Below are 20772 nucleotides of genomic sequence, written 5' to 3' on the forward strand. Positions count from 1 at the left end.
TCTGCCTGTGCTCTCTTGGTACTATTTTGCGGTTAGTTTTGCCATTTTTCTTCCCTGTTCGATTCCTTTCTGCTCTCTGTTCTTGAATAAATGTGGAGAACTGTTCAGATTTGGCACAAGCGGAATTATAATATTATCAATAGGTTGTGCGTGTGTTGCGCAGCATGGTTTGACGGATAGGCTGGTGCAGCAGATCATTTGCCGAACCGATGGTGGAGGGAAAACCCAAACATCCTGCGTTGATCTTCCCATACCAGTGGTATGTCACTGTCTCGCCCACGCATCGTTTGCAGGTTGAGATTCCGAGGTTGCCTGCCCTCCAGCACTGCCTGCACGATATCCGGGGCAAGCAGCGTCATGCGTAGCACCTCGGATACCCAGCCCGGTTCAAGTTTAAGCTGCTTTGCCAGATCGCTGGCATTGGTCACCTCGCCCGAATCGAGTAGCGCCTGCCAGTAAAATGCCTTGCCGAGCGTCCGGATCAGCGGCAAATCCAGTGATGGCTTGAACGTAGTTACCTCACTTCCGACGGGCGGTACGAGCATCTTGCTGACATGACGCCGCTTGATGCTCAAAGGCACAAAGGTGGCCGCCTGGCCATTGACTTCATATTGGCGGGATGTACCAGACTCCTTGATCTCGATGCCGCCGGGAATGACGCGCTCACGCCTTTTGTCGTTTTTCATTGGCTGCTCCTCATGATTCCAGTGCTGCTTCGGTATTGCGTTGTTCCGCTACGAAGGGATGCTCTGCCAGTTCCTGGCTGAAACTGTGCCAGCCATCGTATCTCCATAAAATTTCCAACCCATCGGAATGAAGCTGGATACGCTCAACCAACAGACGTAAAATCCGATGTTGCTCGACTGGAAACAAGTGTTCCCATACTTGGCTGATCTGATTCATGGCCAGCACAACAACGGGTTCATCCAGGTTAGCCCCGTCTCGCATGGAGGATGTAGCTTGCCATGTGGCAATGATCATCTCGGGTGATTGCAAGGTTTGGTGCACTCGTGCCAGCACGGCTGCCTCGATTTCGGCGGCAGGCATTGTCCCCATCGTACTTGCAGATGTTCCGGCTCCTCTGCGTTTGTCGAGGTAGGGGACATAATATCGATAACGTTTTCCGCTCTTTTTTTGCGTGAAGGTTGGCAACATGCGTTCGCCATCGGCGGTATAGAGCAAGCCTGACAACAGCGCGGGATTGTCGGTATGGCGCACCCGCGGCCCCTGTTTCCGTTTTTCGATAATCGCATGCACATCATCCCAAAGTGACTGGCAGATAATGGGGTCGTGCTGCCCTGGATAGACATTTCCCTTGTGTACCATTTCGCCCAGGTATAGCCGGTTGCGCAACAGGGTGAACAGGTATTGCTGATCCATGATGCGCCCGGCATGAAGCTTCCCGGCCTGGGTTACCCAGGATTTGGTAGTATGCCCCTCGATCTGTAATTGCCGGACCAGCAGGGCCGCTGACCCATGCTCGGCGTATCTCACAAAAATGTCGCGTACCAGATTGGCTTCGGTTTGATTGATCACCAGTTTGCGATCCTGGACGTCATACCCCAACGGTGGGGTGCCGCCCATCCACATTCCCTTGGCCTTGCTGGCGGCGATTTTGTCACGAATCCGCTCGCCGGTGACCTCACGTTCAAACTGCGCAAACGACAGCAGAATGTTGAGCGTCAGCCTCCCCATGCTGGTGGTCGTATTGAATTGCTGGGTGACCGATACAAAGGTGACGCTATGCGCATCGAACAGATCCACCATCCGACCAGTCTGACGCTTCGAATCCACCGGGCCTTGAGCTGGTTGAATCGCGCCGAGTAGGCTGAAGACGTGGACGACAGTTTTGACACGTCTATCTTTGCAAGATCGCGATCTCGCCAGGTATGGCCACTTAGTTTCTGGTATCTGAAATTCAGGTACAATGGAATGATGGGGATCAGGTAAAACCATTCCACGAGGTTGCTTTGAACCGATTGGGTAACTTGGTGATCGATAGCATTTCCCCCAATGCAGCCAAAGGGAATAAGGATTTCTCCGACAAGCTTGATAGTCTTTCCAGTTTTATTTATTTGAGTCAGAAAGAACTGACCAGGTTCTTGGAAAATCGAGACACTCTGGTCTGGAATCTCAAATCAATCCAGGCAAGGCATAAGCATTTGGTAGAGTTCGCCCTCAAGACTTGGAATCCGTCCACTTGGCATAAATCTTAGCGGGGAGTCCTTCAATTGCCTGAACAACCACGCTCCGAGCCTCATCTTTAATTTCCAGATCAGGAAAAACATAGTCACTCCACAGCCTAAGAGCACGTAAAATTCCCGATCGGGAAATATCACTTGCATATTGGTCAGTTGTGGTTGATAATTTCCCGAACGGGAAATGAAGTAAACCATGATATCAATACGATCATCTCAGCAACTTGGCGATGCTCTGCGTGCCGCCCGGAAGCAGCTTGGCCTGACACAGCCCCAGTTGGCTCTGGCGGCAGGAGTTGGTGTGCGTTTCATCGTTGACCTTGAGGCAGGCAAACCCACTTTACGACTGGAAAACGTGCTGCGGGTCATTGATGCATTAGGTGGGGAGATCCAGTTGAGAGGATTGCCATCTATTGCAACCGACGATCGAAGTGAGGACTCCGTTCATGGCGCATGAGCTGGAAGTCTGGCTTTTTGCCGATCGTGTCGGTACCTTGGCGTTGGTCGATGGACGACTGAATTTTTGCTATGCGCCTGATTGGCTGTCGCAACCAGGCGCTGTTGCTTTGTCCACTTCGCTGCCCCTACAAGCGGAGCCGTTCGATGATCGCAAAGCACGGCCCTTCTTTGCCGGTCTGCTGCCAGAGGGACAGATGCGTCGGCTGATTGCGCTGCAATTCCAGGTTTCTGGCCAGAACGACTTTGCCCTGCTGGATCACATCGGCGGCGAATGCGCCGGCGCTGTGACGTTTCTTAAACCCGGGCAGGTTTTGCCCGTGCCTACCCGCAACGATGATGTTCAATGGCTGAGCGACGAGGAAGTCGTTGCCATCCTGGATGAACTGCCACGGCGCCCCATGTTGGCGGGCAAAGACGGCTTGCGGCTTTCACTGGCTGGCGCTCAGGAGAAACTACCGGTGGTTTTTGATGGTGACCGCATAGGGCTGCCCTTCAATGGTACGCCCAGCTCCCACATCCTTAAGCCCGCTATCCATGCCGTTCAGGACAGTGTGATGAACGAAGGATTTTGCATGGCACTGGCTGATATCATGCAATTGAAACCAGCAAAGACAAAGGTGCACGTGGTTTCGGGCCGTTCCTTTTTGCTGGTTGAACGCTATGACAGACTGATCGATGCTCAAGGACACCGGCAGCGCCTTCATCAAGAAGATTTCTGCCAGGCACTGGGTGTGGTGCCTGAAATGAAATACCAAAATGAAGGCGGGCCTGATCTGACCCAATGCTTCGATCTGGTGCGTCGGGCTACGCGCCCTAGCGCTCCGCAGGTCTTGCGTTTGTTCGACTGCGTGATCTTTAATGCGCTGATCGGCAATCATGATGCACACGCAAAGAATTTCTCACTGTTGTACTCAGGGAAAGCTCTCGTTCTGGCGCCGCTTTATGACACGCTCTCGACAGCGGTGTATCCGACATTAACGCCGAAGATGGCGATGAAGATCGGTACAAAGTATAAGTTCAGCGAAGTCCAGGCGCGGCACTGGGATCAGTTTGCAGAAGGCGTTGGTCTTGCCAAGGCACAGGCCAAACGGCGCATTCTGGAGTTGGCAAAGTCATTGCCAGCTAATGCGCGCAAGCTCCAATCTGACCCCGGATATGCTTTTGTTGACAATGCCGTGGTTGAGCAAATTAATGTCTTGATTGAACAGAGATGCGCCCTGACGATTCGGCGGCTCACCGACCCCGCCTCCGAAAATAACGCGTACGCAGGATCTTCTGTCTGAACCGTCAGACGGACGCGGGTTCAATCTCGGATTCGAATTGAACTGCTCCCGGAAAGAAGGTGAGTTTGATGCCACTTTTCGGCGACCAGTATAACCAGTAAACCTGCTTGCAGGTCTACAATCCGGCTGGTTTTTGGATTCAGTTCGTAATGGTTCGCAACTGCTGCCACAACCATGACAGTTACGACTTTTGCTACAATGCTCTGATCAGTGAAAGAATGGTTCGATTGATTACTCCTCTACACCACTAAATAAACAAAGGTTTACAAGGTTGGAATCTTGTAAGCCTTTTTGATTTATGTAATTCCTGTGTAATTGCGTCAAAGATTTACGCTATTTTTTTCGTAATACTATTGTCCAGTTTGCTTATTGCCAACTTGATAGGTTCACCGTTCTGGTGGGGTAGTAGTGTTCGGCCATGCTCAAGGTCTTGTGGCCAGAAATTCTGGTTACTTTGATGAGGTCGACGCCAGCTTGAACCAGGTGGATGGTGGCAGTGTGGCGTATGGCTTCATTCGGGTTCAGGCCTGCCGTCTCGACTATCTCCAGAACCGAGGATGCCGATGACCCGGCAGGGGGATTTTGCTGCAATATCAACCCTGCCCGGAATACCCAGGCAACCGGGATTCTGCTGGCTGGGTAAACACACAGATGCAAGTCAGCCTTGCGTCCGTCTATTCGCGTGATCAGGAAGCAGAAGGAATCTTGCCTGGATCCATGCCGAACTGAACCAATGCAGGTTTCAGGGACGGAAAGGGAACCCGATCCAGATTTTGCATGCCGTGGAATCATGCGGCTTCCATGGAGCAAAACCTCTGTGACATTCTATATGAAATTTGGCCAAAGGACGCTGGGTTAATGGTTAGGAGCATCCTGATGAATATTTTTCTCCGGGTCATGGAACTAATTGCATGAATTCGAAAGGATCAGGGGATTTTTTGCCAACACGGCCGGACTGGCACCCAGCAAGATTTTCCAGATTACCCATAACCTGAAATTACCCACAAGCTGAAATTGTTCCATGAAATGAACAGGATATTTCTGCGGCACAGCGGGGTAAATTCTAACCAATTGTTTTTTAGTAATTTGAATTGTGCGCATGAATTAGGCGGGGGTCAAAAATCATTTTGATTCTGGTCACTTAGCTGCGGTTTGACCAGCTCAAGCCCCCATCAATGAAGATTGGAGGCCAGCCCGCAGCACTTCTTGAATTTCTTGCCGCTTCCGCACGGGCATGGGTCGTTGCGTCCCACCTTGGGTTGCATGGATTTGGCGGTTTCACGCTCATATACCGCCTGCCGGAACGGGAGCCAATATTCATAAATTGCCACAACCGCCTCGGGGATCTGCTGTGCAAGCTTGTCGCGACGCAACGGGGTTTTTGTCAACTCATCCTGGTCCGGCCCAAAATCGTCCTCTCCCAAAAGACCAATCGGGCGATACCAGGCCTGCCCTTCCGGGGTGTCCAGCATCGGTTTCCAGTCATTCCAGCATAGCTTCATGCCTTCGACGAAGCCATATGCCCAGCCTTCTGCATCATCGTACTCCTTGCCACGATAGGTACGGGTACACCAGATCGGGGAGATTTCGCGAGGGTCGGCTTGCAGGCCGCTGATGATGCCATTGAACTGGCGCAGGATCAGCCCCAGGGTATGGTTCAACTGATCCATGGATTTCATGCGAGGCATGAAGCTATCCAGACCCCAGACCTTGGGTAACCACTGCCTGGGCTGAAGAGTTACCGGGCCAATGGCGATGGCATGCAGGTAACCATCCAGCATGTCGAGCAGCATGGCTTCGTCGGATTCGACTTCATGCAACAGGAACCATTCGAGTTCATCAATTTCGTCCTCACTCAGAGGTGTAAATGGATGGTTCATGAGGATGGACTCACTTCAGACGGACGGTAATGACGTGCTGGAAACGTTCCAGCGGGTAGTGTTGAGCATGGTTGGCATAGCCTATCATAATGCATCAAAAAGGCTTTTGTCATATTGTTGCTCATGCAATGGTTTTTGTTCGCGCTGGTTGTTGGGGGAGCTCTCTGTTAAACTATTAATAGTTAAAACTAATTTTAAATCAAAGGATAAGCGTTATTGACGTTATTGTCATGAATGCCAAACAAGGGCCGCTGCCGGGCATGTTGCCCAACATCTGGGGGAGTGAAGAATGCTGCCCACTGATGGTGGGAGCGTGAGGGGATGGCCGTGTACACACGAAGGGCATCTGGTTTTATGACCTGCGTACCAACAGGCATTTCACGCTGAAGACCCGGACACTGAAGCTGGACGACCTGCAGGACTTCATTAGCTGCTACAACCCGGAAAATCGCTACGAGCGCGTTGCCACCGACCGCTTCAGGTTCTTCAGCTACGAGGAGCTGATGGCGCGGGACAAGGCCAGCCTCGACATTTTCTGGCTGAAGGACGAAAGCCTGGATAACCTCGACGATCTGCCGCCGCCCGAGGTGTTGCAACAGGAAATCATTGAGCATCTCGAAGCGGCATTGGCCTCATTTCGGGATGTGGCGGCTGGACTGCGGAGCAACTGATTTTTTCGGCGAGGGAACGGACGGAATTTTTCGGGAGCTCGTTGTTTACGCCATTTCAACTGCCCGGAAGTTCCGGAGAGCTTGCACCAACCCATAGCAACCCGCGCCAGCGCCCATAAGCCCGGCAGGCCAGTCGGTACATAGCCAACCATCCACCATTAACAGCCTGAATTTTACCCTGGATCAGTCGGGATTTTTTGCCTGAGAAGCCCGTATTGGCCGGGTTTCTGGCTTTTCTGTAAAGCACGCCGCCGCTCAACAGCTTCGCGTCAAGGCAACACATCATCAGGGTCGCACGCTACCTACAGCTTCTAACATTAAGGATGCCGTGAAACCGGCTCAGCAACGTGGACAGTGTATTCCTGTCAGAGAGCTGCCTTTGGTTTTTATGCCCTCCGCAATGATGGTCATGCTTTTCCCCAATGCGGTTTTGTGCGTCCTGCGTTACGCCGCAAGGAATGCGTTCACGGAAGCGCTATAGTCATCGGGGAGCGAATTTCTCCGCCTCTTCGGTTGTGTCAACAGATCGTGTGCAAGCGGGTGACGCATTGGATCATCCTGAAATTACTATCGGATATTTCGATAGTAATGTCCAATTTAAATCGTTTGTGTTTTATAACGGTAACAATTTATATTCGCATCCATAAATTAATAGTCTTGGGAAAAACAAGTGGATAGTTTGCGTTGATTGTGTTTTGTTTTGGTGCTCAGTGATATTCATTTACCCGGGGAGAAAAAATGGATGAGGGAATAGCTGCAAAAAATAGATATATGCGATTCGCCAAGCTTGCACTGGCTGTTCCCGTGGTTTTATACGCCGGTGTGCCTGGCAAAATTTTTGCCCTGAATCTGTATATGGATAATAAAACCGCCCAGATTTATGCAAAACCCGGCCCCGGCCGGCAGTTCATCGGGGCTTTCGAGAAGATTGAGGAGGCTCCTGATCAGGCAATGGCTGCATCGAAACATCAGCCCCATCCGGTAGCAGGGGGCAGGTCTGATTCACCGGCATTGCAAGCGGCTGAGGCGGCGCAGAAAGCGCGTCCGGTAGAGGCGGGAAAATCGGTTCAGACTAGGCTGGGAGAGCAGGGGCTGGAAATAGAATCCAGCAATGGCGATTTTAAAATGAACATTGGCGGTGATGTGCAGCTGGATGCGCAGCTGAATGACAATGGTGAGGGCATTCCGCAAAGCGCGCAACTGAATGACGGCATGGGCGCACGCCGGACGCGGGTTCACACGCAGGGGAAGCTGAGCAGGGATTTCAATTACCGGTTCGAATATGATTTTGTGCGTGGCAGCGGCACCGGCGCAGCAGGAATCACGGACGCATGGGTCGAATATTCCGGCTGGCAGCCCGCCAGCATTACGTTTGGGCAGTTCCGGGAACCGTTCAGCCTGGAATCCCTGACCAATTATAAATACCTGACTTTTATCGAGCGCTCTGCTCCCAATAATGCCTTTGTGGAGTTTGCCAATCCGTTTTTAATGGGGATCAGTGCGCAAACTTCCGGAGAGAATTATACCGTTCGCGGCGCCTTTCAGGCAGAACCCATTGGCAACGGAAATTTTGCCAACAATACATCTTTGACCAGCAACGGCAATGCCAACCGTAATGGCCAGAGTGGAAATTCAAGCTATGGTTTTACCGGGCGTGCCACCTTTCTGCCGCTTTACGAGGGCAATACCGGATTGCTGCACATAGGGGCATCGGGTTCTTACCGCAATGTGAACAATACCAGCAATGGAGTTGCGGCCATGTCATTTGCCAACTGGGCAGGGAATGTGGACCGCACCAACTGGGCAAATACAGGTGGCCTCACCGATCCGGCCAGCATGGCGGGCAATCGCAGGGTTCTGGAGAGTTTCTCCCGTCTGGGGGTCGAAGTGGCGGGGGTATACGGGCCATTTTCGCTACAGGCTGAATACATGCGTACCGGGCTCGGCGGGCAGAATTATGATTCCAGGGATCATCTGGACGGCTACTATGCCTATGCCAGCTATTTCCTGACAGGCGAATCGCGTAGTTATGACAAGAAAAGAGGGGCATTTGGCCGCCTGAACCCAGGCCGGAATTTTGATCTGAAAAATGGCGGTCCGGGAGCCTGGGAATTGGCCATACGCTTTGATTCCCTGGACATGAATACTGCGCACGTATCCGGTGGTTTCATGCAGACCGGGACGCTGGCGTTGAACTGGTATCTCAATCCCTATTTCCGGCTGATGGCGGATTATGCCCATGTGTTTACCAACCAGCATAGCGATAACGGTTTTACCAAAGTAATGCCAGCCCTGGCCACTGCAGGCCAGCATCCCGGCATCTTCACGGCGCGCGCGCAGGTGGAATGGTGATGCGGCAAAATGTAACCCTATGCATGGTATGCAGGCCAGGTTTGCTGCATTCAGCAGGGAAATTATTCCACCGTACTCACCTGTTATCAGTGGTTAGTGTGTGTTACACAGAGAGGGGCGGTTGCGGGTTGCCGCCCCTGCACCGATAAACAAAATCTGCCAGGCACTCGGCTCAACCCCACTCAGTTCAATCAGACATTCTTTGACTTGGGTTTATTCCGGGTCAGTGATCAATCATTGCCAAGCCCAAAACCGGAAGCGAGCCATGTGGTCTTTGCATGGATTGAGGTCTGGTATCGCTCACACTCGCGGTATCGGGGTATCGGACAGCAGTCATCTAACAAAAAAACGGGAAAATCTTTGCACCGATGTTCCTGCTTCCGCCAACAATCGCCTGGTCTGCTTTCTCTTCTAGTCCTCATTGAATTCAGATGGATAGCACAGGGGGCTGTATTCTGATCATTCAGCCGGAATTGATGAGTATTGCGTTTGATTTTCCAATCAACCATGCAACCAATTCTGCATGCTCCTGCAAAAAATGAATTACAGAAAATCCAGTGGGGATGTTTCCACCATGGAAAATTATTTAAACAATATTCAACATGCTGATTATTAAGTAATTATCAGTAAATTTTTTGCCAGTATAGATCTTGGCATGGTTCTTGCTTTACTTAGCGATATGACTTTAAAGCAGGGCAAGCCATGTTGCACACAATATTCGTTCCATTGGTATTTGAACCGATCGCTTTGCCGCACCACCCGGGCATATTGAAAAAAATCAGTGATCCGCCCCCGGCTATGGTCGTGGCAGGTTTTTTCATGAATCTTCCTTTTCTTTTCAGGGTGCAGCAGGCTGAACGTTCAAAAAGCAGGGATAGCTTGCCATCGTATGCTTGCTTCGCTGCTCTTGCCTTGCCGTTCTTGCAACCTTTCATTTCCCGGTGAATTTCCAGATGAATCCAGTCATTTCCAGCGTGATGTCTATTCGACAATGGGTATCTAAATCAGCAAATCTTCCCAAAATCAAGGTAAGGCCGGAATTGCTGGCCGTGGTCCTGAGTTTGTATTTTACATTTTTTTGCAACGATGAGTTATGGAGCCGCCTGCTAAAAAGCCAGGCAGGCAACATGGGGCTGTTTTTCTGGACGGTTTGCGGGATTGTGGTATTCCTTCAGATCGCAACCATCACATTGCTGATGTGGGGGAAATCATCCCGATATGTCGCTGTGTTTCTGGTCGGTTGCACCGTGTTCGCCAGCTATTTTTCCCGGCATTATGGGGTTCAGTTTGATGCAAGCATGATGCAAAATGTTTTTGCAACCAACGTACCGGAGGCCAATGAGCTGCTGACCGTATCTGCAGGCTGGCATGCTTTAAAACTGGGTCTGTTGCCGATCATTGGGCTTCTATTCTTTGAAATCCAGGAAACCAGCTTACGGAAGGAATTCTATTTTAAAGCGGGCATTGCATTAATTTGTCTGGCGCTAGCGGTGATGTTGATATTCAGCCAGTTCAAGAATTTCTCATCCACCATGAGAAATCACAAGGATATACGCTATCAGATTCTTCCGATCAGTGTTCTGGTATCGTCAGTTACCGCGCTGGCCGGGAATACGAAAAACCAAATCATGGAAAGAAAGGAAATCGATCCTGGGGCCAGCAGAAAACCTGCGTCAGGCCGCAAACCTAAAACCGTTGTCGTGGTGGTTGGCGAAACCGTGAGGGCTGCGAACTGGGGTTTATCCGGCTACGCCCGGCAAACCACACCGGAATTATCCGGGTTGCCGGTGATCAATTTTCCCTATGTAACCACCTGCGGGACCAATACAGAAACATCGGTGCCCTGCATGTTCTCGCCATACGGCAGGAATCAATATGATGAAGATAAAATCCGGTCTACAGAGTCCGTTCTTCATTTGCTGCACAGGCTGAATGTGGATGTAACCTGGATTGACAACCAGTCAGGGTGCAAGGGTGTGTGCGCGGATTTGAAAACAATTGAAGCCAAGGCACTGGGCGATCAGTCGTTTTGCAAGGATACTGCGAATTGCCTGGATGAAGTGCTCGTTCAGGGGCTTATGAAAACCTTTGGCAAGGGTGAGAAAGATCAGCTTATAGTCCTGCACCAGTTGGGTAGCCACGGACCGGCATATTATGAAAGATATCCAAAAGAGTTTGAGAAATTCAAACCTGCCTGCCGGTCCTCAGATCTGGGGAACTGCAAGAACAGTGAAATTGTGAATGCCTATGACAATTCGATCGGATATACCGACCATGTATTGTCCAGAATGATCCATGAACTGGAGGGAGTGAAGGACAGGGATACGTTTTTTATCTATCTTTCGGATCACGGGGAATCGTTAGGTGAAAACAATCTTTACCTGCATGGCATCCCTTATGTAATTGCTCCATTGTTTCAGACCAGGGCCCCGATGTTTTTCTGGCATTCAGATCATTTCCCTGTAAATCATGCCTGTTTGTCCAATAAGGCAAAAAAACCCGCCCATCACGACAATCTGTATCATTCCCTGCTTGGGCTGTTTGATGTCACTTCCCGGACCTATGTAAGATCATACGATTTGCTGGCGGAATGCCATGCGGGATAGGGAGATCAATCTTTCCATTCAGGCAGGGTGCGTATTTTTTGCTGCAGTGCTGACAATATGCGTATTTGAATGGACCACGCTGGACATTCAGATTGCCCGGCTGGCTTTTGACGAAGCGGAAAAAATCTTCCCTTACCGGGAGGAGATTTTTTTCACGAAATATCTGCATCACGGCTTAAAAAACCTGATGTATGCGGCAGGATTGACTGGGATTGGTTGGGCGGTATATTGCTACCGGAAAACACAAAGCCAGCCCTTGCGGCAATCTTGCCTGGTGGCGATCATGGGCATCATTCTGATTCCGTTAACCATTACAGTCATCAAACACGTTACAAGCAGGCACTGTCCCTGGTCATTGGATATTTTTGGCGGCAGCATACCGTATACATCTCTGCTGGCTTTTGTGAGCGAAGACTACCCCGGCGGACAATGCTTCCCGGCGGGTCATGCCTCAGGCGGTTTTATGTGGATATCGTGGGCGATGGCATTCTGGCATACGCGGCCGATGCTGGCTAAAACAGCGTTAGCAATGGCAGTGGTACTGGGCGGTTTGATGGGGGTCGGGCGCATGGTCCAGGGAGCCCATTTCTTATCGCATACAATCTGGACTGTTATACTGGCATGGTTTCTTTCAATTAGCCTGGTATACATGGTTAGAATTCGCATCGCTGGAAAGCGGCCTTGTTTAAAGAGTGGGACATGATCCGTTTCCTGAAACGAAGGATTGTGAATACTTTTCTTTATTCGGTTGACGGCATTAAAGCTGCATGGAAGATGGAAGAAGCGTTTCGTATCGAGAGTATCCTGGCCCTTCCATTACTGATCTTCGCGATGTTTCTGCCCGTGATGAATATTGAAAAAGCGCTGCTGATGGGCAGCGTGCTGCTGGTTTTGATTACCGAGCTGTTAAATGCCGGTCTCGAAAAAACCATAGACCGGATATCCACACATAAGCATCCGCTTTCAAAAATGGTGAAGGATATGGGAAGCGCGGCGGTATTGTTCGCATTGCTGAATGGAATGGTAGTCTGGTCTTTGATTGTAGTGATTCCATTTTTTAAAGAATGGATCGTGCGAATGCAATAGATGGTTGCAGTACCCTCGTACGTTTTTCCGTCAGGGGGACAGAAACACCAGTATCTTAGCGGCAAAGGGCGGTTTCGTGAAATCGCCGGGGGAGGCAGGTTTCCCGGTAACCAGTAATAGCAGGCAGGCCGGTCATTGGGAAAATGGAATGGCCGCATTCATTGCTTGAAAGGTTGTGCAATCGCTGACTTTCTGTCATCTTGAAGTCATCTCGTGATTGCTTTTTCGGGGGAACGTGTGCTTCTCTTTTCCAGCTTGTTGCGGCCCAAATCTGGCCCAATCCCGGATACACAGGCTGCACCGGACGGTTACTGGTGCCTGCCGACCGAAAATCTGGTTGCAGAGCTGGAATCCGATGTAATCAACGGATTGTCTCCGCGTCAGGCCGGTGCCCGGCTGAAGCGATTCGGGCGAAATGCCCTGGGGACGCTGAACAGAGGAAACGCGCTGGGGCTGTTCCTGAACCAGTTCAAAAGCCCGCTGGTACTGATACTGATCGTCGCCTCGATCATCTCGATGGTCGCTGCAGACTGGATGGATGCTGGCGTAATTCTCGCGATCGTCTTTGGTAGCACCGTTCTGGGTTTTGCGCAGGAATACATTGCCGGCAATGCAATCGAAAAACTGCGATCAAAAATTACCATTCATTCGAAAATCCTGCGAGACGGGCAACTTCATACCCTGCCATCCAGCCGGGTGGTACAGGGCGACATAGTGCAGCTTTCAGCTGGCAGTCTGATCCCGGCGGATGGAGTCGTGCTGGAGTCGAAGGATTTTTTTGTCAATCAGGCAGTACTTACGGGCGAAACTTTTCCGGTCGAAAAAAGGCCAGGAGCCGTCCCTGCGGATGCGGCGCTGGCCGAACGCAACAACTGTGTATTCATGGGCACCAGCGTGAGCAGCGGTACGGCTCGCGTCCTGATCGTCCAGACTGGTAAGGCGACCGTTTTCGGACAGATCGCGGCCAAACTTGCACTGCGCCCCCAGATGACCGAATTCGAGCGCGGTATACAGCGCTTTGGTTACCTGCTTACGCGCATCATGCTGGTGATGGTAGTGGCAGTTCTCGCTATCAACATTTTCATGGCCAAGCCACCCATTGACTCACTGCTGTTTGCCCTTGCGCTGGCCGTGGGTCTCGCCCCGGAGCTATTGCCGGCAATCGTTAGTATCACGCTTTCGCATGGCGCCAAGCGCATGGCCAGGCACGGGGTCATCGTGCGCCGGTTGAATTCCATCGAAAACCTCGGCAGTATGGATGTGTTATGCACGGACAAGACTGGCACGTTGACAGCAGGTGTGGTCGAACTCAATGGTGCGGTCGATCCTGCTGGGCAAGCGTGTACGGAAGTGCTGCGGCTGGCCGGTATCAATGCAAAATTCCAGTCGGGACTGGTTAATCCGCTGGATGAAGCGTTGCTGGACGCGATAAGAAAAACCGGGATTGATCTTTCATCCTTGCACAAAGTGGACGAGATTCCCTACGACTTTGTCCGCAAGTGCCTGTCTGTAGTGGCAGCGGATGCCTCCGGGGCGCGTACGTTGATCACCAAAGGCGCACTCGACAAGATACTGGCGCTATGCGTCAGTGCAGGGGACGATGCCGCGCCGCTTGACGCTGCCATGCTCGCTGGCATAGAAGCACGCCTGGAAAAATGGAGCAGCCAGGGTTATCGTGTGCTCGGGGTAGCATCGCGGGCGATTGAATTTCGCAGCGAACCGTATACGCGCGCAGATGAACAAGGGCTGAATTTTGCCGGTTTTCTGCTCTTTCTGGATCCGCCCAAAGCGGATGTACACCAGACCCTTGCCGATCTGGTTCAGCGTGGAGTGCAGGTCAAGATCATCACAGGCGATAACCGCAAGGTGGCGCGGCATGTCGCTGAAGCAGTCCGTCTTCCGGTTGCGCAGATCCTGACCGGCAGGGAGTTGAATGACATGGGGGACGAGGCTCTCATGCATGTGGCTGGGCGTACCACAGTGTTTGCGGAGGTCGACCCGAACCAGAAGGAGCGCATTATCCTCGCACTGCAGAAAACGGGTCATGTGGTCGGTTATATGGGGGATGGCATCAACGACGCGCTAGCCCTGCATGCAGCGGATGTAGGGATCTCGGTGGATACGGCGGTGGATGTGGCCAAGGATGCGGCGGATTTCGTATTGCTACACAAGGATCTGGATATTTTGCGCCTGGGAATCGACGAAGGTCGCAGGACATTCGCCAACACCCTAAAGTACATTCTCACCACGATCAGTGCTAATTTCGGCAACATGTTCAGTATGGCCGTGGCGTCGGTTTTTCTGCCATTTTTGCCGTTGCTTGCTTCGCAAATCCTGCTCAACAATTTCCTGTCCGATATTCCGGCCACTGCGATTGCCGGTGACCGGGTAGACCAGGAATGGGTATCGGTTCCGCGCCGGTGGGACACGGTCTTTATCCGCAATTACATGGTGTGGTTCGGGTTGCTGAGCTCGGTATTCGATATCCTGACGTTTGGTGTGCTACTGTGGGTGTTCCAGGCCGCACCGGAAGAATTCCGCACGGGCTGGTTCATCGAATCCCTGCTGACGGAACTGGTGATTGCACTGGTTGTCCGTACCCGGCGTCCGTTTTATCGTAGCCGGCCGGGAAATCTGTTGTTAATCAGTACTGTGATAATAGTGATTATTGCCCTGATCTTGCCATATCTCCCATTCAGCCCGATTTTTGGTTTCGTTCCATTACCTACTCCGTTGCTGCTGAGCATGATCGGCCTGACCCTGGCTTATGTTTTTGTGGTCGAAGCAGCGAAGAGAAAATTCTACTCGTATGCAGGGATTGACAATAAATAGAAGAATGAAGTTGAGCATGCTGGAGCTGAATAGAAAAGCGGGATATTCATGAGAAGGGGAGAAAAATATGTCCGGTATGTAAACCGGAGTGGAGTTGCGTGCCATTTGGTGGATACTGATTGCTCCATTTACAGGAGTTTGATCATGCCCGGATAAACCAATCCGGCCTATCCTGCAGAATTTCGCCAGCGGAAGGTGGAAAGACGCAACCCGGGTAAAAAACCCGGCACAGCTATCCAGGGGGTTGGGCGATCTCCCTGATTGCTGGCCCTCACCTGAATGACTGGATCACCCGTTGACAGGCAGCTGGGATGACCATTGGGGGTGTCCGTTGGTGGCGACTTTCTGTTCATCTACACCCCCGATGACGCTGGCAAGCACGGTTTGGTGCTGATTGTTTACAGCGGTACTCTCACCGCACTGTTCTTGTGGCTTCGAAAGAAAGTCGTCTGCCATGTGAGGCGATGAAAGACTGGAAAATCAGGGAGGAAATGTTGCTACAAGACAGCCTCTGCAAATCCGGGTGTGATTCACTCTCTGGAATTTGTCATCACTGTAGCGGTTAGCCAAAGGTGCGGGTAATAGAGCAGCAAGAAAGGTTGTAGGTTTCTCGACTGGATGAATGGGATTGTTCCAACTATCCAGTTTCAATTTGCTGTGATTTGAAAGGGCGGAATAAGCTTGGACGGCAAAAGTTCCAGTGAGAAAAATCCTCTGTATGAATGTAACGAAATAATCATAATGAAATTATTGAACCGGAAAATTTTATGATCACCTATATGTACCTTACATCTGTCCATATTTTCAAACAGTTATTAAACAGCCACGCAATATTTTAATCAAGACGGAAGACCATGCTGCGGAGAAAAAATTGATTCAGCCGTACTCCTGGAGGCCAGGTTATATCCGGACATGTTTCCCGTAATTCGCCAGGTGCAAATTGCCACCGATTTTGCCAAGAGTGCCTCTGTCCGCGATTGGCGGGTGTGGAAGTACCGGTGTTTGGCGACCATGAAGGAAATTTCACCGAACTGAAGGAACGAATTGGAAAGACGCTGTTATTTATCGAAAGCCTGACACCCACGCAATTTTAAGGCAGCGAGACACGAGAAACCGTATTGCGTCCGGGCACGCCTAAAAAATGTTTGGACATGCGTATTTGACCAGCTATGGCTTACCGCAATTTTTTTCCATGTGACTTCAGCCTACGCGATTCTGCGGCACAATGGCCTGAATGTGGGTAAGGGGGATTTTATGGGTATCTTCTAAAATAGAGTGCTCTGAGCAGTTGACGCTGGTTTACATATGGCAATTTAACGGTAATTGTCCTCCAATCAAGGCGCTTTTTGACGTAAGAATTGCGCAGGTTGCGTTATCGTTTTAGAGCGGATGCATGGTTTTTGGAAAATTTTTGAGCAACGGATAGCGTTTTTTAGCTTTTTACTATACAAATGTTGGAGGGTAGCAAATTGGATAGCGTAAATCTTTCGGTATTAAAAACTCTTAATGACTGGCAGTCCACCGATACTCCTGTATGGTTGTTCACAGTCGTCGAAACTTTTGGCTCCAGTCCGCGCCCCCTTGGTGCCATGCTCGCCTTGAGATTGGATGGTCTTGCTGTAGGTTCTGTATCTGGCGGCTGCATTGAAGATGATCTGATCAAGCGTGCACAACGCTTCGAATTACCAACCGATCATGCAGAGATCCTGACCTATGGCTTAACCCAGGAAGAGACTTTGCGCTTTAGGCTGCCATGCGGCGGGGTAATGCGTCTGGTTGTTGAGCCCGCTGGGCAGGCAGATTGGGTTCGGAAAGTCCTGGAGCGCATATCCCGGCATCAACTGGTGCGAAGGGATCTGGATTTAAAAACGTTACAGGTTACGCTAAATGAAGGGCTCCCCGAGGATACGGTTACCTATAACAATGGGATACTTGCAACAGTCTTTGGTCCTCGTTGGCAAATGCTCATCATTGGTGCAGGCCAGGTTTCCAGCTATCTGGCAAGAATGGCACAAGCACTGGACTATAATGTAATCGTTTGTGATCCGCGCGAGGAAATGAGGGAAACATGGGATGTCGCGGACACGATGCTGAGCAAGGAAATGCCGGATGATGCGGTATTGGCGCTTCCGGTTAATAGCCGCACTGCGGTCATTGCGCTCACGCACGACCTTAAGTTGGACGATATGGCACTACTAGAGGCATTAAAATCATCAGCATTTTATGTTGGTGCCATTGGTTCGAAATCAAATAACGATAAACGCCGTCAGCGACTTGCATTATTTGATCTTACAGAAGAAGAAATTGGCAGGTTGCATGGTCCGGTTGGATTGAATATCTCCAGTCGTACTCCACCCGAAATTGCAATAGCGATCCTGGCTGAACTTATACAAGTCCGTTCAGAGCAAAGAAAGACTGTGAGTCTGTCTGCTAATTGTAATATGTAGTAATCCAGACCTCATCTGACAGATTCTGTCTGATGTTCGGCCATAGCGGTCAATTCACTTTTTTGCATTTCGTCCGCTTTTGTATCTACTGCGGAAGTTCGAATCTCTTCGGTCACACCATGTAAGTGTAATAACGGGCACAACTTGGTCGCCGAATGTCACTTAAAAGCTAATTCGATAGGCGCTACCAACCTCTTGGTTTACCACGCATACACACGCGAGCCGTTCTTTATTTGAAGTGGCCTATATATTTTGACATATGGTTAATTGTATGATCTGGTGATATATTTCATTGAGATGTTTTTATAGCCCCCCGTGTTACCTGAACGGGGAAATAATATTTGTAGAGAACATTAAGATGGCAAAAGAAACCAAGAAATTATCTTTTGATGAGTTTGCAGATGAGCTACTTGTAGAGACTCAGCCGAGAGCATTGATTATTTTGGCTTCATCTCAAATAGATTATCTACTAAGGAGTATTCTTGAGCAATACTTATGGCCCAAGTCAGCAAAACTCAAAGAAGAGGATGAGTTACTCGATGGAGATCGCCCTTTGGGAACGTTCAGTTCACGAATCAAACTAGCAAAAAGAGTTGGCATTATTGATAATGAACTGTATGACTTATTAAATAAGCTGAGGGAAATCCGGAATATTGCTGCCCATTGGATTGTTTTTGGTGTTTCGGACTCGCCATTGCGGGAAAATGTCAAAGAACTACGTTCGAGAGTAGCTGGCCGAAAGTCCTTCAAACTTACTACAAATAAGTATTTTCTGAACGAGGATTTGTCCAATGTAGAATCGCTACAATCTGTATTACTAACAATTTGTGTGATAGTTGCCAGTATAGAAAGTGTGGCTGACAAATTGTCATTGCGAAACAATAAACCTATCGTTTTTGACTGAGGCTCATGGAAAAAGAAACTCAACAATTAATAAAGCTCAGCGTTCCCGTTATTCGGGGCCGTGTATTAGGGGTTAATGCTTATAGAGGCTTCGCTAAGTTATGCGATCTAGCTGACATTTCAAAAGCTGACATATACGACCAAAATTCAAATCCATTAGGTACACAGAGAGATTTAAGTGTTTCTCATGCTAAAGATGCGTATGAGTATGTCAAATCCAAAGAGCTTGGATTTTGGCCTGAGGTATTCTTATGCGCTCGGAAACGGAATGTCATTACGTTCACACCAATTTCAGATGAAAATCCAGAAATTGGAATTCTAGAATTGGATGTGAGGGAGATATTTACTTCACCTGAAATTGCGATTTCAAGGATTGATGGTAATCACAGATTGCATTTTGCCAATGGAAGAGAAAAGGGCTATTCAAAAATTGAAAAAATAGCATCGTTTTGCCTTGCATATGAGCTTTCGCGTGAAGATGAAATTCAATTATTTAAAGACATCAACAAAAATCAGAAACCCATGAATACTAGTCACCTTGATGGTATCGAGGTGCGATTAACTCCAGAAGAGTATCTAAAAAGAAGAGATCCGGAGCTATATATTGCTCAGAAACTTGGAGATGATGATAAGAGTGTCTTTCACAACAGAGTCTTCAAAGGAGGAAAAAAGGGGAGCGCCGTAGATTTGCCTTTAAGATCTGTAAAAACAGGTATCGAATATATGCTATCAAGGTCTACGCAGCTTCCTCGCTTGGAGGATGCGGAGGCAAAGTACCGTGTTATTCGAAACTATTTTGCTGCATTTAAATCATGGCAGCCAAAATCATGGTCTAATCCAAAAGAATACATAACGCTTCGTGGTGCAGGATTTTGGGCCGTTTGTTTCATTGGTGCTCATGTGATTGATAGGGCATTAATTCAAGGAAAATTTGATGAAGAGTCTATGTTAAAGATTTTATCTTCAGGTAAGGAATGGGATTGGTCTAAGAGCGGTGATTTTAAGGGCTACAGTGGAAGAGGCGGGGCTTTAGAAATAAGCAAGCAGGTTTCGAGTAAACTTCATGATGAAGAACGAATGTCTACCAAAGAGCTTTTTGCAAGCATTATGTCGATTGACTAGCAGGTTTTAATTAACAAACGAAATTAATCAATGGATTGATAGTTTTGTTTTTCAGTGCCCAGATTCATCTCTTCGGGCGCGCCCGAAGAGATTCGAACTTCTGCAGTAGATACAAAAGCGAACGAAATGCAAAAAAATGAATTGGCCGCTATGGCCGAACAACGGACAATGTCTGGCAGTTGAAGTCTGGACTACTACATGTAATAGTACCTGGGATGAAAGTATCCTTGGGGATTCTGCCCCTTAAATTCCTGCCAGATCCGCTTGGGTATCAATGTCCATCAATATTCCGGGATCTTCACATTCGAAAGTATGTACCTCATCCTGGTGGCTTTTGATTACCGATCGTGCACCTTCATCCCCCTGTAGTTTTTCAAGTTCACTTCGAAACTTTGCCGCGAAGCCTACAGGGTGCCCCCGGGAGCCTTGATAGGTTGGCAACACGATGGAATGATTCTCTTGACTAAGCTTTTTGGCCACCATTTCAATAGAATCCGGCCGGATAAATGGCATGTCAGCCAAAGCAATTATAAAACCACCGCTGGATTCAGGAAGCTTTGCAGCGTATTTCGTTGCAGCGGCCAAGCTATATGCCATGCCTTGTTCATTCATGCACGTCACTACCTGGAGTCCAGCAAGTTCCAATTGCTTAGCCAGTTTCTGGCTGTCAGGCTGAACCACCGCGATAGAAACCGGGAGAACGTCAATCAGGTTTATTGCTGACGTAGCACCGATTGAAGCACCGTTGGGCAGAAGATGAAGAAGCTTATTGGTTTTACCAAATCTTCGAGAAAATCCTGCCGCTAGCAGAATACCGATCACTTTGAACCACCTGTCCTATGATCTCCTGTAACGATTGACCATGCCAGATTTATGTATTCTTTAAAACCGGTTTGAATTTTGGCGTAAAGCACAACAGGCAACCTGAATCCT

At 49.5% G+C, this 20772-nt stretch carries 22 protein-coding genes; 14 read left to right on the forward strand and 8 right to left on the reverse strand.

Annotated features, from left to right (window positions below; all coding sequences use genetic code 11):
- Positions 1-194: 194 nt before the first annotated feature.
- Both KJA68_RS07245 and KJA68_RS07250 read right to left on the reverse strand, forming a co-directional pair.
- Positions 195-686: a hypothetical protein gene (locus KJA68_RS07245; RefSeq protein WP_213036276.1), complete on the reverse strand. Its 492-nt coding sequence runs from the start codon at positions 684-686 to the stop codon at positions 195-197.
- 10 nt (positions 687-696) lie between these two features.
- Positions 697-1794 (reverse strand): recombinase family protein, encoded by a 1098-nt coding sequence (locus KJA68_RS07250; RefSeq protein WP_213036277.1) that lies wholly within the window; start codon positions 1792-1794, stop codon positions 697-699.
- Between the two features lie 122 nt (positions 1795-1916).
- Between KJA68_RS07250 and KJA68_RS11120 the strand changes: the two genes are divergently transcribed.
- The 3 genes from KJA68_RS11120 (at position 1917) to KJA68_RS07265 (ending at position 3940) form a co-directional block, all read left to right on the forward strand.
- Entirely contained in the window at positions 1917-2216 is a 300-nt protein-coding gene (locus KJA68_RS11120) for an HNH endonuclease family protein (RefSeq protein WP_420887636.1), read from the forward strand.
- A gap of 178 nt (positions 2217-2394) precedes the next feature.
- Entirely contained in the window at positions 2395-2655 is a 261-nt protein-coding gene (locus KJA68_RS07260) for a helix-turn-helix transcriptional regulator (protein WP_213036278.1), read from the forward strand.
- A complete protein-coding gene (locus KJA68_RS07265) occupies positions 2645-3940 on the forward strand; it encodes a type II toxin-antitoxin system HipA family toxin (protein WP_213036279.1) in 1296 nt (431 codons plus the stop codon). Before KJA68_RS07260 ends, KJA68_RS07265 begins: the two co-directional genes overlap by 11 nt.
- Positions 3941-4306: 366 nt before the next feature.
- On the opposite strand, the gene KJA68_RS07270 is transcribed toward KJA68_RS07265, so the two are convergent.
- On the reverse strand, positions 4307-4732 hold the full coding sequence (locus tag KJA68_RS07270) for a tyrosine-type recombinase/integrase (RefSeq protein WP_213036280.1): 426 nt from the start codon (positions 4730-4732) through the stop codon (positions 4307-4309).
- 380 nt (positions 4733-5112) lie between these two features.
- Positions 5113-5820, reverse strand: coding sequence for a UPF0149 family protein (locus KJA68_RS07275; RefSeq protein ID WP_213036281.1), 708 nt, complete (start codon positions 5818-5820; stop codon positions 5113-5115).
- Between the two features lie 503 nt (positions 5821-6323).
- Here KJA68_RS07275 and KJA68_RS07280 point away from each other — a divergent pair.
- Positions 6324-6491 carry a hypothetical protein gene (locus KJA68_RS07280; RefSeq protein WP_213036282.1) on the forward strand — a complete coding sequence of 56 codons (168 nt, stop codon included), beginning with the start codon at positions 6324-6326 and terminating at the stop codon, positions 6489-6491.
- Between the two features lie 55 nt (positions 6492-6546).
- Here the strand turns inward: KJA68_RS07280 and KJA68_RS07285 are convergent, their stop codons facing one another.
- Positions 6547-6777, reverse strand: a complete 231-nt coding sequence (locus KJA68_RS07285) for a hypothetical protein (RefSeq protein ID WP_213036283.1) — start codon at positions 6775-6777, stop codon at positions 6547-6549.
- Positions 6778-7229: 452 nt separating this feature from the next.
- Between KJA68_RS07285 and KJA68_RS07290 the strand changes: the two genes are divergently transcribed.
- Positions 7230-8843 carry an OprO/OprP family phosphate-selective porin gene (locus KJA68_RS07290; RefSeq protein WP_213036284.1) on the forward strand — a complete coding sequence of 538 codons (1614 nt, stop codon included), beginning with the start codon at positions 7230-7232 and terminating at the stop codon, positions 8841-8843.
- 671 nt (positions 8844-9514) lie between these two features.
- Here KJA68_RS07290 and KJA68_RS07295 read toward each other — a convergent pair.
- Complete coding sequence (locus KJA68_RS07295) at positions 9515-9778, reverse strand: hypothetical protein (protein WP_213036285.1); 264 nt, start codon at positions 9776-9778, stop codon at positions 9515-9517.
- A gap of 18 nt (positions 9779-9796) precedes the next feature.
- Here KJA68_RS07295 and KJA68_RS07300 point away from each other — a divergent pair, with 18 nt between their 5' ends.
- The 4 genes from KJA68_RS07300 (at position 9797) to mgtA (ending at position 15367) form a co-directional block, all read left to right on the forward strand.
- Positions 9797-11449: a phosphoethanolamine transferase gene (locus KJA68_RS07300; protein ID WP_213036286.1), complete on the forward strand. Its 1653-nt coding sequence runs from the start codon at positions 9797-9799 to the stop codon at positions 11447-11449.
- Positions 11439-12152, forward strand: coding sequence for a phosphatase PAP2 family protein (locus tag KJA68_RS07305; RefSeq protein ID WP_213036287.1), 714 nt, complete (start codon positions 11439-11441; stop codon positions 12150-12152). The genes KJA68_RS07300 and KJA68_RS07305 overlap by 11 nt, the downstream gene beginning before the upstream one ends.
- A complete protein-coding gene (locus tag KJA68_RS07310; protein WP_246487100.1) occupies positions 12131-12535 on the forward strand; it encodes a diacylglycerol kinase in 405 nt (134 codons plus the stop codon). Before KJA68_RS07305 ends, KJA68_RS07310 begins: the two co-directional genes overlap by 22 nt.
- 213 nt (positions 12536-12748) lie before the next feature.
- Positions 12749-15367 (forward strand): magnesium-translocating P-type ATPase, encoded by a 2619-nt coding sequence (gene mgtA, locus KJA68_RS07315; RefSeq protein WP_213036288.1) that lies wholly within the window; start codon positions 12749-12751, stop codon positions 15365-15367.
- Positions 15368-15534: 167 nt separating this feature from the next.
- Here mgtA and KJA68_RS07320 read toward each other — a convergent pair whose 3' ends face one another.
- On the reverse strand, positions 15535-15720 hold the full coding sequence (locus KJA68_RS07320; protein WP_213036289.1) for a hypothetical protein: 186 nt from the start codon (positions 15718-15720) through the stop codon (positions 15535-15537).
- A gap of 559 nt (positions 15721-16279) precedes the next feature.
- On the opposite strand from KJA68_RS07320, the gene KJA68_RS11125 reads away from it, so the two are divergent.
- From KJA68_RS11125 to KJA68_RS07345, 5 genes are all read left to right on the forward strand, one after another.
- Positions 16280-16402, forward strand: a complete 123-nt coding sequence (locus tag KJA68_RS11125; protein ID WP_420887634.1) for a hypothetical protein — start codon at positions 16280-16282, stop codon at positions 16400-16402.
- A gap of 159 nt (positions 16403-16561) precedes the next feature.
- Positions 16562-16636, forward strand: a complete 75-nt coding sequence (locus KJA68_RS11130; protein ID WP_420887637.1) for a DUF1993 family protein — start codon at positions 16562-16564, stop codon at positions 16634-16636.
- A 200-nt stretch (positions 16637-16836) separates the two neighbouring features.
- A complete protein-coding gene (locus tag KJA68_RS07335; RefSeq protein ID WP_246487101.1) occupies positions 16837-17814 on the forward strand; it encodes an XdhC family protein in 978 nt (325 codons plus the stop codon).
- Between the two features lie 358 nt (positions 17815-18172).
- A complete protein-coding gene (locus KJA68_RS07340; RefSeq protein ID WP_213036291.1) occupies positions 18173-18718 on the forward strand; it encodes a DUF4145 domain-containing protein in 546 nt (181 codons plus the stop codon).
- 5 nt (positions 18719-18723) lie between these two features.
- The gene (locus tag KJA68_RS07345) at positions 18724-19839 is read left to right on the forward strand and encodes a DGQHR domain-containing protein (RefSeq protein ID WP_213036292.1); all 1116 of its coding nucleotides are present in this window, start codon (positions 18724-18726) and stop codon (positions 19837-19839) included.
- Positions 19840-20082: 243 nt separating this feature from the next.
- On the opposite strand, the gene KJA68_RS07350 is transcribed toward KJA68_RS07345, so the two are convergent.
- Entirely contained in the window at positions 20083-20661 is a 579-nt protein-coding gene (locus tag KJA68_RS07350) for a nucleotidyltransferase family protein (protein WP_213036293.1), read from the reverse strand.
- Positions 20662-20772: the final 111 nt, after the last annotated feature.

This window comes from Candidatus Nitrotoga fabula, from assembly GCF_905221025.1.
Classification (GTDB): Bacteria; Pseudomonadota; Gammaproteobacteria; order Burkholderiales; family Gallionellaceae; genus Nitrotoga; species Nitrotoga fabula.